The sequence below is a fragment of the Yersinia sp. LJYL362 genome, from assembly GCF_048323875.1.
In genome coordinates, this window is record NZ_JBLWEX010000011.1 from 1 (window position 1) to 8,218 (window position 8,218).

Sequence of the window (8,218 nt, forward strand, 5' to 3'; positions counted from 1 at the left end):
ATCCGTGTGTCAGTTGTGGTGCCTGCTGTGCCTATTTTCGAGTCTCATTTTATTGGTCGGAGGCCAAAGATGGCGGCGGTACAGTTCCCTCTGCCATGACCGAGCAGGTCACCCCGTTTATTAGCTGTATGTCCGGCACTAATGGCAAATCTTCCCGCTGCATTGCCCTCCAGGGCGAGGTCGGCCAGTCTGTTTCTTGTTCAATCTACAACGACCGCCCACCTCCCTGTCATGAATTTGAGCAGTCAGGAGAGGCTGGTATTCACAATCCCTATTGTGACCGCGCCCGCGCCCATTACGGCTTGCCACCGTTAGCTGTTGATAACATCGAGGTAATTAGATTAGAAGAAATCAGCCGTTGGCCAATGACGGGATCCCACAGCGCACCATAACAAGGTATAATCATCGGCTAAGCGCTATTTTTTCGATCCCAAGGAGCTTTCATGCCTATCACGGCTAACACTTTATACCGTGACAGTTTTAACTTTTTACGTAATCAACTGGCCGCCATTCTGTTACTGGCGCTACTGACTGCGTTCATTACCGTCATGCTGAATCAGGCCTTTATCCCTGATACTGAACAACTGAGTATTTTAAGTTCCACAGAAAGTGATTTTGCGTCGTCAGGGAATCTCAGCATTACAGAGTTGGTGGCACAACTCACACCTGAGCAACAGATTATTCTGCTCAAAGTGTCTGCGGCTGCCACCTTCTCCGCATTAGTGGGTAATGTTTTATTAGTCGGTGGCATGCTGACACTGATTTCTATGGTTTCTCAAGGCCGTCGTGTTAGCGCGTTGCAGGCAATTGGTATTTCACTGCCTATTTTACCCCGCTTACTGCTGCTGATGTTCATTGGTACGCTGTTAATTCAGTTGGGAATAACCCTGTTTATCGTGCCGGGTATCATTATTGCTGTGGCACTTTCTCTGTCACCGATTATCGTGAGCACGGAAAAGATGGGGGTTTTCGCCGCAATGAAAACCAGTGTTAAGTTGGCCTTTGCCAATGTTCGGTTGATTATTCCGGCGATGATGTTGTGGATAGCAGCCAAACTGATTTTGTTATATTTGGTCAATCACCTGACCGCATTGCCGACACCTATTGCCAGTGTGGTTTTAAGCGCGCTGAGTAATCTGGTTTCTGCATTATTGCTGGTGTATCTGTTCCGCTTATATATGTTATTGCGCCCAACCGACGTTACTGCGTAAACGTCGGTACCGATAAAACAACCAAGGGCCGTAATGGCCCTTGGTTGTTATTTGAAATTGTTGTTATTTGGCATTCAACAGATTTAACCCTATCCTCCATCAACCGATTTCTGGTTCGGCTTGCTGTTGCTCTGGTTCTAGTTTCTCTGCCACCCGCTGCTTACTTTGAATCAGCTTAAGAGCCAGATACAAATCGGGCACCAAAACCAGATCATCATCATGGCTTTTCAACTTATTAATCCGGAACCAGCGCGTCAATTCAGTGCGTCGCCCAGCTAATATCAGCTTAATATTACGCTGCTTCAGATCGCGCTTAAGCTCATCTATCGCAGCCAACACACTGATATCAGCATAAGTAAAGCTGGCTACCGCATCAATCACCACCCAGTCAGCGGGATGTGGCGTGCTATCAACCAGATTCAAAATACGTCGTTTGAAGTAGGCAACGTTGAAATACGTCAGCGGTGAGTTAAAGCGGTAAATCATAACGCCAGGCACAGGTTTAATGCCGTTACCACTGCGCATAGAATGGATCATGCCATCAGCATTAACCCCCAATAACTGCTCTGTTGGGCGAAATACCGTGCGTAAGAATTGCAATAATCCCAACAACACCGCCAAACCAATACCACTAATCACGCCAACTAAAACAACACTGACGAAAGTAAAAATCGCCAGATAGAAAGCCTGCGTATTACGTTTACGTAACTGCCATAAACTTCTGAATCCGAGCAAAGACCAGGCGGCATAAATCAGCACCACACCCAGCGCGGCGATGGGGATAAATTGCAGCGGGCGAGTTAAAAATAGCAACACCATCGCAATAACCAACGCGGCAATAATCGACACCAGTTGGCTCTTACCATTATTGGCATCATTCACTGCGGTTCGGGTACTCGCCCCACTGATAGCAAAACCCTGCGAGAGCGCGGAAACAATATTGGTGACACCGAGCGCGCGCAGCTCAACATCGGCATCCACTTCGTAGCCATTCTTGGCGGCAAAACTGCGGGCGGTAAGCATCATACTGACAAAACTGACCACCGCCAGGTTGAGTGCCGGGATCACCATGTCACGCAACAGGCCCGGTTGGAAATCAGGCCAATGCACCATCGGCAAACCACCGTCAAATCCGCCAACCACCGCGACACCGAACTGCTGCATATTGGCAGACCAAGAGACAAAGGTCGCGATCACAATGGCTAACAACGGCGCAGGCCAGTTGGGCCGTAACCACTTAACACCGTACAGCACGACAAAAGTCAGTAATGAAATGGCAACCGTGGGTAAATGACTATTAATTAAATTATGTGGCAGAGCCAGCACTCGCTCAATCAATTGAGGTGGGCGGGTCATAAAACCAAATACTTTACCCAACTGATCAACAATAATGGTGATCGCCACCCCATTAAGTAAGCCGGTGAGTATAGGCCGCGATAATAAATCAGCTAATGCCCCGAGCTTAAAGCGGCTGGCCACCAGACACCATGTCCCCATCATCAGTGTCATCATGATAGTCAGTTGCCAGTGAACCTCGCTGTTCCCCGCGGCCAACGGCGCAACCACCGCAGCGATAACCGCACAGGTCGCCGCATCAGGCCCGACAATCAGTTGCCGTGAGGAGCCAAAAAATGCGTAGGCAATCATCGGCAAAATACACGAATACAATCCAACCGCAGCGCTGACGCCGGTCAATTCCGCATAGGCGATAGCAATGGGCAATGCCACTGCGGCCACCGATAACCCAGCTCGCATATCTGGCTTGAGCCAGTCACGTTCATAAGCCATTAATTGGGTCAAACCCGGCATCCAATACCGGAGTGATTTTCTCTGCATACTAACTCCACCAAGCTTTAACCCAATATCTGTTGCTTATCATGCTGGGTTAATCCCGAACTGGCAATATACAGACAAAATCTGTTACTTGTTTATCGTAAGTTTCTGCAAATTCCACTGGCAGAGCGCGCATTCCGACAGATAATTAAGGATAATAGTGTTTTACCGCAGATACCCTCACCGCACTGAATCCGGTATAGTCAGGCGGTGTATAAATAATGGATTGATTCATGAAGCAACTTTTAGATTTTCTCCCTTTGGTCGTATTTTTCGTTTTCTACAAGATGTATGACATTTTTGTCGCATCCGGGGCGTTGATTGTCGCAACCTTGCTGGCGCTGGCCTTTACCTGGTTCAAATACCGCAAGGTAGAAAAAATGACCCTGGTCACCGCCATTATGGTGCTGGTGTTCGGTACCTTAACGCTGGCATTCCACAGCGACTTGTTTATTAAGTGGAAAGTGACGGTGCTGTATGTGCTGTTCGCTGTCGCGCTATTAGTTAGTCAGTGGTTTATGAAAAAGCCATTGATTCAGCGCATGCTGGGTAAGGAACTGACATTACCCGATACCGTCTGGTCAACGCTGAATATGTCTTGGGCAGTGTTTTTCCTGGTCTGCGGTTTGCTGAACATCTATGTGGCTTTCTGGTTACCGCAAGACATTTGGGTCAATTTCAAAGTCTTTGGCTTAACCGCCCTGACGCTGGTATTCACACTTATCAGTGGCGTTTATATTTACCGACACATGCCGGAAGAACAGAAAAAGTCATAATTTAAAATAGTAGGCAGAGATGACCCAGGAACAAATATCACCTAGCGGTGAACAAGTATTACCCAATGGTGAGCTGGTACTTCGTACCCTTGCGATGCCCGCCGATACCAATGCCAACGGGGATATTTTCGGTGGCTGGTTGATGTCACAAATGGATATTGGCGGTGCTATTCAAGCTAAAGAGATAGCCCACGGGCGAGTGGTCACTGTGCGTGTTGATGGCATGACCTTCCTCAAACCTGTTGCGGTGGGTGACGTGGTTTGCTGTTATGCCGGCTGCATTAAGACCGGCCGCAGCTCTATTACCATCAATATTGAAGTATGGGTGAAAAAGGTCTCTTCCGAACCTATTGGCCAGCGTTACAAAGCGACTGAAGCGGTATTCACCTATGTGGCGGTTGATGACATCGGCAAAGCTCGCGCCTTGCCTGAAGGTAGCCGAAACTTTGAGGTGGGCGCAACGCAATAGTTGTGATTTGGTTGATGTCAAATGTCAGATGTCAAAAGGGTCGCTCCAGCAGCGACCCTTTTTATTGCAACGTGGATATTGCCGAACAGCAATATCACTGCCTTAGTCCATTTCCGTCGTGCCGCCAATTTTGAACACCACGGTGGTGACATAATCCTTGGCCGCAACTGCTTCAAAACGCCACTTGCGCATCACCTGTTTCACTTCACGCTCAAAGGTATTACGCGGTGTTGCTTCCAGAATTCGCACATTAGTGACTCGACCATTTTCGTCAATGTCATATTGCACTTTAACCTGCCCTTCAACCCCTAACGCCAAGGCTCTGGCGGGATAAGTCGGCTTCGCCTTACTCAGGGCTTTTGGCCCAGTAGATGTTGACACGCCCGGCACCGATGCTTTTGGTGCTGATTTAACCGGTGCATTAGTAGAAACCAGTGCTGGCTCCTCTGATTTAAAAGGTTTGTCATCCGGTGGTGCAACTGTCTTTTTAACATCCGGCTTTTTCACTTCCGGCTTTTTGACTTCTTTTTTCACCGGTTTAGGTTTTGGTTTCACCGGTTCAGGGATAGGTACAGGCACCGGTTCTGGCAGCACTTCAGGTTCTGGTGGCGCTTCTTCGATGGGCTCAGGTTCAGGTTCAGCCTGCGGCTCTGCCGCTGCTGGCTGTGGTGCCGCGAAGGTATCTATATTAACCATCGTGACCGCGATCGGCGCATCCTCTATCTCTGGTTGTATTCTCATTTGCTCTACAGATACATACAGCAATGCTGCAATTACGCTGCCATGTATACCAACTGAAAATGCGAGTGGCCACGTAAGCCGTCGACCCAAGAAAAATTTATTTAGCTGCATAATAATTCAGTGTCCTCTAATGCAGCTAAGTTTAAATGCAAATAGCAATCATATTCAATACGCAGTTGCAAACTATCTTAGCGATAGGTCTTAAATGATGCTTTAAACGGCAATATCAACCAAATAACACTTTCTATTTACGCCTGGTTATCATTTTATTTCATTATAAATTACCGGTGTATTCGCCGGTAAATTGCAGATATCCCTCTTCTCACTGATTATTGAATTTATGGGTGGAACATGATGTTATGGAACACCGAACACAAATCAAATCGCCATATTTCTGTATGACGAATAGGTGAAATATGCTGTATGTAATCTTTGCGACCGATATTCCTGATTCACTTGAGAAGCGCTTGTCCGTGCGCCCTGCCCATCTGGCTCGCTTACAAGTATTGCAGGATCAAGGCCGTTTATTGACTGCGGGTCCTAACCCCGCCATCGACAGTGCAGATCCCGGTGCTGCCGGATTCACCGGTTCTACCGTGATAGCTGAGTTTACTTCGCAGCAAGAGGCCGAGTCTTGGGCAGAACAAGACCCTTATGTTGCCGCAGGGGTGTATCACTCAGTCATTGTAAAACCCTACAAGCGCGTATTTTGAGTCAACGCGATTATATCTGAACGTAAAAGCATTCAGATTGATGATTGCCCGAACTGTTGCGGTGTTTGGTTTAATCGCGGAGGAAATTGATAAAATCATTGAAAAATCAATTGAGTGTGTGCTGGATAAACACACGGATTCCGATGGAAATCATACGCCTGCCATCAGGCGTATTTATTTTAACGTACCTTCGCCCGACCCACTAGACTTTGTAGTGTTTCAGCCAATGCTCTTCACAGGCTTCTACCGCTTTGTCCAGCATATGCGCAGGTGATCTCAAGATCATATGGTCTTTTCTTACCCAAACAGGGTAAGTATGTTTGCCGGCAGCAATGACTTGTTCAGCATAAATAGCAGCGTGATATATCAGCTCAGATTCTTCACAATAAATCTCATATTTATGCAACGCCGGGCTGGTTTTCAAATCCCCGAAGAATACTGTTTTAGCTAATTTATATTGAGACATTAACTATAGCCTTTGCTGGAATAGGGATTATATCATCCGCTGAACAGCATCATATAACTGTGATACTCACTGCAAAAGCCTCTCTAAGTTGATGTCCTGTCTAAACTAATGTCCTGGCGACAAAATTTGAATTTCCTCACGCACCACAACGACTACGCTCGCTGAATATCATCACCTAATATTAAAACGGTCGTATTGCAGTGGAAGATGACTCACTTCCTCTAATGGGCAAGAACTGAATAAGTAACCTTGCATGGCATCAACGCCTATGTCAGCCAGTTGGCAATACTGCAAATGAGTTTCGACCCCCTCAACAACAACATTCTGACAATGTTCACGTAAACGCGTCACCAGGTTATCGAAGGTGACACTACCCGCCCACTGCCAGTAAAAATGTTTATCAATCTTCACACACTCAAAGAAGCCACTGCCTGCCGCAGCAAGATGAGCATTACCACTACCGAAGTCGTCCAACCATAACGAATATCGTTTAGCCAGCTTACTTAATAATGCGTTCTCAGCACCACCACCGAGGTTAGGGAAGCTCTCCATTATTTCCAGTCGGATAAAAGGCATTGAATCCAATAGTGATATGACATCATCATCATTCAATACTGCATTTGTCATATCAAAATCTATATTTATTGAGAGTATTATTTGGTGTTCAATAAACCATTTCTGCTGATTTTTGACTTCACATAATTGAGCGTGCAGCAACTTAGCCTTCGTCTGAGCATTAAGTTGATGTAAGAAGCGTTCAGTATAAATAGGAGATTTAAAAGAGGTTGTCGTAAACCGACTCAATAACTCTACTGCAAGTAACTTACCGTTATGTTGGTAAACAGGTTCACAGATAAAAGCGCAATCAACCGCAATGTTTAGTCTGCTATCCACAGTAAAATCCTTTTATTTGATTAGAACAGCAGTATTGATCAATTGATAAAATTGATCAATTTTTTATTATTGATCACTAAAAACGATAAATGATATTGACATGAAAAAATGAAATTTAAAACAACTCATTGATAGTTATGAAAGTATCAGATAAACATGATGGTTATCATGTTTATTATTCAATAATCATTTATTTCGTTAGGGAATGGTCGCTCCGAACAACCCCACAGTAACACCCCTGAAACTGAATGATTAGAACGAAGCGACCTAATATATAGGGTAGCGTGATCTCATTCTGATGTGAAATAAACTGCCAAAGGTCTATTTTGCGCAGTTTATTATTAATATGAACATCAGAATCATCGCATTTTGCTAATTTAGGATAGGCGTGATTTTTCTGCGCGGAAATGTGAAATTTAAAGTGGAAAATATTATTTCCAGATTTCTAATCAATATCACTTTTTTAACAATGTTAGGTCAAACTTCCAGGATAGAGAATGTATTGCGCAAGATATTTGTAGGTAAAAATTGAATAATGGGTATCTCCTTGCAGGGGGGAAAACAAAAACAGCCTCATAAAGAGACTGTTTTTACAACCCTCACAACGAATCACCACTCATAAGCTACAGTGAACAATAGCGACCTACGATGCTGATGCTCGTGAAGTTGCCGGACACAATAGATATGGCGATAACGCCGCGATTGACCTTCAAGCCAGCGATTTTTTCGACGCTGGTTTTGCCGCAACATACGCCAACGGCCTACCTCATTCTTACTCCGTCTCATGAAGCTATTCTTCCAAAGCTGAGAACCGGACTATTATAAACTTTTCATCTGTTGCGCCAAGTCGCCACAGGGAAAAAACGCATGTTTAGCCTTAAATCATCTAACCTTACACTGTGGTAAAAACAAAAAACGCCAACTATATATAGATATCGACTAAGGTATTCGCTTTGCAAGTCCTTTAGCTTAAAAGACTTTATCCAGCAATATATCCGATTAAAGGTTTCGCCTTTGCCATACTGTGCGTACACTCTTTAGTGACCGTTTGTGAACAGGATTTCCGCCCTTATGACAACATTTTATACCGTAATCAGTTGGCTCTCAGTTTTTGG

At 45.3% G+C, this 8,218-nt stretch carries 10 protein-coding genes and 1 pseudogene; 6 read left to right on the forward strand and 5 right to left on the reverse strand.

What is annotated here, in order from left to right:
- Together ACNSO8_RS00400 and ACNSO8_RS00405 are read left to right on the forward strand one after the other, a co-directional pair.
- On the forward strand, nucleotides 1–392 hold a 392-nt coding region (locus ACNSO8_RS00400; RefSeq protein ID WP_418393493.1), incomplete at its 5' end, for a YkgJ family cysteine cluster protein.
- 51 nt (nucleotides 393–443) lie between these two features.
- The gene (locus tag ACNSO8_RS00405; RefSeq protein WP_019079507.1) at nucleotides 444–1,211 is read left to right on the forward strand and encodes a YciC family protein; all 768 of its coding nucleotides are present in this window, start codon (nucleotides 444–446) and stop codon (nucleotides 1,209–1,211) included.
- A gap of 99 nt (nucleotides 1,212–1,310) precedes the next feature.
- On the opposite strand, the gene ACNSO8_RS00410 is transcribed toward ACNSO8_RS00405, so the two are convergent.
- Nucleotides 1,311–3,047 carry a SulP family inorganic anion transporter gene (locus tag ACNSO8_RS00410; protein WP_019079508.1) on the reverse strand — a complete coding sequence of 579 codons (1,737 nt, stop codon included), beginning with the start codon at nucleotides 3,045–3,047 and terminating at the stop codon, nucleotides 1,311–1,313.
- A gap of 230 nt (nucleotides 3,048–3,277) precedes the next feature.
- On the opposite strand from ACNSO8_RS00410, the gene ACNSO8_RS00415 reads away from it, so the two are divergent.
- Complete coding sequence (locus ACNSO8_RS00415) at nucleotides 3,278–3,820, forward strand: septation protein A (RefSeq protein WP_005164183.1); 543 nt, start codon at nucleotides 3,278–3,280, stop codon at nucleotides 3,818–3,820.
- Nucleotides 3,821–3,839: 19 nt separating this feature from the next.
- On the forward strand, nucleotides 3,840–4,289 hold the full coding sequence (gene yciA, locus ACNSO8_RS00420) for an acyl-CoA thioester hydrolase YciA (RefSeq protein WP_019079509.1): 450 nt from the start codon (nucleotides 3,840–3,842) through the stop codon (nucleotides 4,287–4,289).
- A 102-nt stretch (nucleotides 4,290–4,391) separates the two neighbouring features.
- Here the strand turns inward: yciA and tonB are convergent, their stop codons facing one another.
- Nucleotides 4,392–5,141 (reverse strand): TonB system transport protein TonB, encoded by a 750-nt coding sequence (gene tonB / locus ACNSO8_RS00425; protein ID WP_019079510.1) that lies wholly within the window; start codon nucleotides 5,139–5,141, stop codon nucleotides 4,392–4,394.
- A 305-nt stretch (nucleotides 5,142–5,446) separates the two neighbouring features.
- Between tonB and ACNSO8_RS00430 the strand changes: the two genes are divergently transcribed.
- The gene (locus tag ACNSO8_RS00430) at nucleotides 5,447–5,743 is read left to right on the forward strand and encodes a YciI family protein (protein WP_019083181.1); all 297 of its coding nucleotides are present in this window, start codon (nucleotides 5,447–5,449) and stop codon (nucleotides 5,741–5,743) included.
- A 12-nt stretch (nucleotides 5,744–5,755) separates the two neighbouring features.
- Nucleotides 5,756–6,017: pseudogene (locus ACNSO8_RS00435) on the forward strand (zf-TFIIB domain-containing protein).
- On the opposite strand, the gene ACNSO8_RS00440 reads toward ACNSO8_RS00435, so the two are convergent.
- The 3 genes from ACNSO8_RS00440 to ACNSO8_RS00450 all read right to left on the reverse strand — a co-directional run bounded on the left by ACNSO8_RS00440 (nucleotide 5,946) and on the right by ACNSO8_RS00450 (nucleotide 7,889).
- Nucleotides 5,946–6,209: a hypothetical protein gene (locus tag ACNSO8_RS00440; RefSeq protein ID WP_019079512.1), complete on the reverse strand. Its 264-nt coding sequence runs from the start codon at nucleotides 6,207–6,209 to the stop codon at nucleotides 5,946–5,948. The pseudogene ACNSO8_RS00435 and the gene ACNSO8_RS00440 sit on opposite strands and share 72 nt — an antisense overlap.
- Before the next feature lie 171 nt (nucleotides 6,210–6,380).
- Nucleotides 6,381–7,103, reverse strand: a complete 723-nt coding sequence (locus ACNSO8_RS00445; RefSeq protein ID WP_019079513.1) for an EAL domain-containing protein — start codon at nucleotides 7,101–7,103, stop codon at nucleotides 6,381–6,383.
- Between the two features lie 609 nt (nucleotides 7,104–7,712).
- On the reverse strand, nucleotides 7,713–7,889 hold the full coding sequence (locus ACNSO8_RS00450) for a YciY family protein (protein WP_050110477.1): 177 nt from the start codon (nucleotides 7,887–7,889) through the stop codon (nucleotides 7,713–7,715).
- Nucleotides 7,890–8,218 lie beyond the last annotated feature (329 nt).

Excerpts from the sequence above, each read along its gene's own strand:
- ACNSO8_RS00405 (WP_019079507.1), top strand. The coding sequence starts at position 444 with ATGCCTATCACGGCTAACACTTTATACCGTGACAGTTTTAACTTTTTA.
- ACNSO8_RS00410 (WP_019079508.1), bottom strand. The coding sequence starts at position 3,047 with ATGCAGAGAAAATCACTCCGGTATTGGATGCCGGGTTTGACCCAATTA.
- ACNSO8_RS00415 (WP_005164183.1), top strand. The coding sequence starts at position 3,278 with ATGAAGCAACTTTTAGATTTTCTCCCTTTGGTCGTATTTTTCGTTTTC.
- yciA (WP_019079509.1), top strand. The coding sequence starts at position 3,840 with ATGACCCAGGAACAAATATCACCTAGCGGTGAACAAGTATTACCCAAT.
- tonB (WP_019079510.1), bottom strand. The coding sequence starts at position 5,141 with ATGCAGCTAAATAAATTTTTCTTGGGTCGACGGCTTACGTGGCCACTC.
- ACNSO8_RS00430 (WP_019083181.1), top strand. The coding sequence starts at position 5,447 with ATGCTGTATGTAATCTTTGCGACCGATATTCCTGATTCACTTGAGAAG.
- ACNSO8_RS00440 (WP_019079512.1), bottom strand. The coding sequence starts at position 6,209 with ATGTCTCAATATAAATTAGCTAAAACAGTATTCTTCGGGGATTTGAAA.
- ACNSO8_RS00450 (WP_050110477.1), bottom strand. The coding sequence starts at position 7,889 with ATGAGACGGAGTAAGAATGAGGTAGGCCGTTGGCGTATGTTGCGGCAA.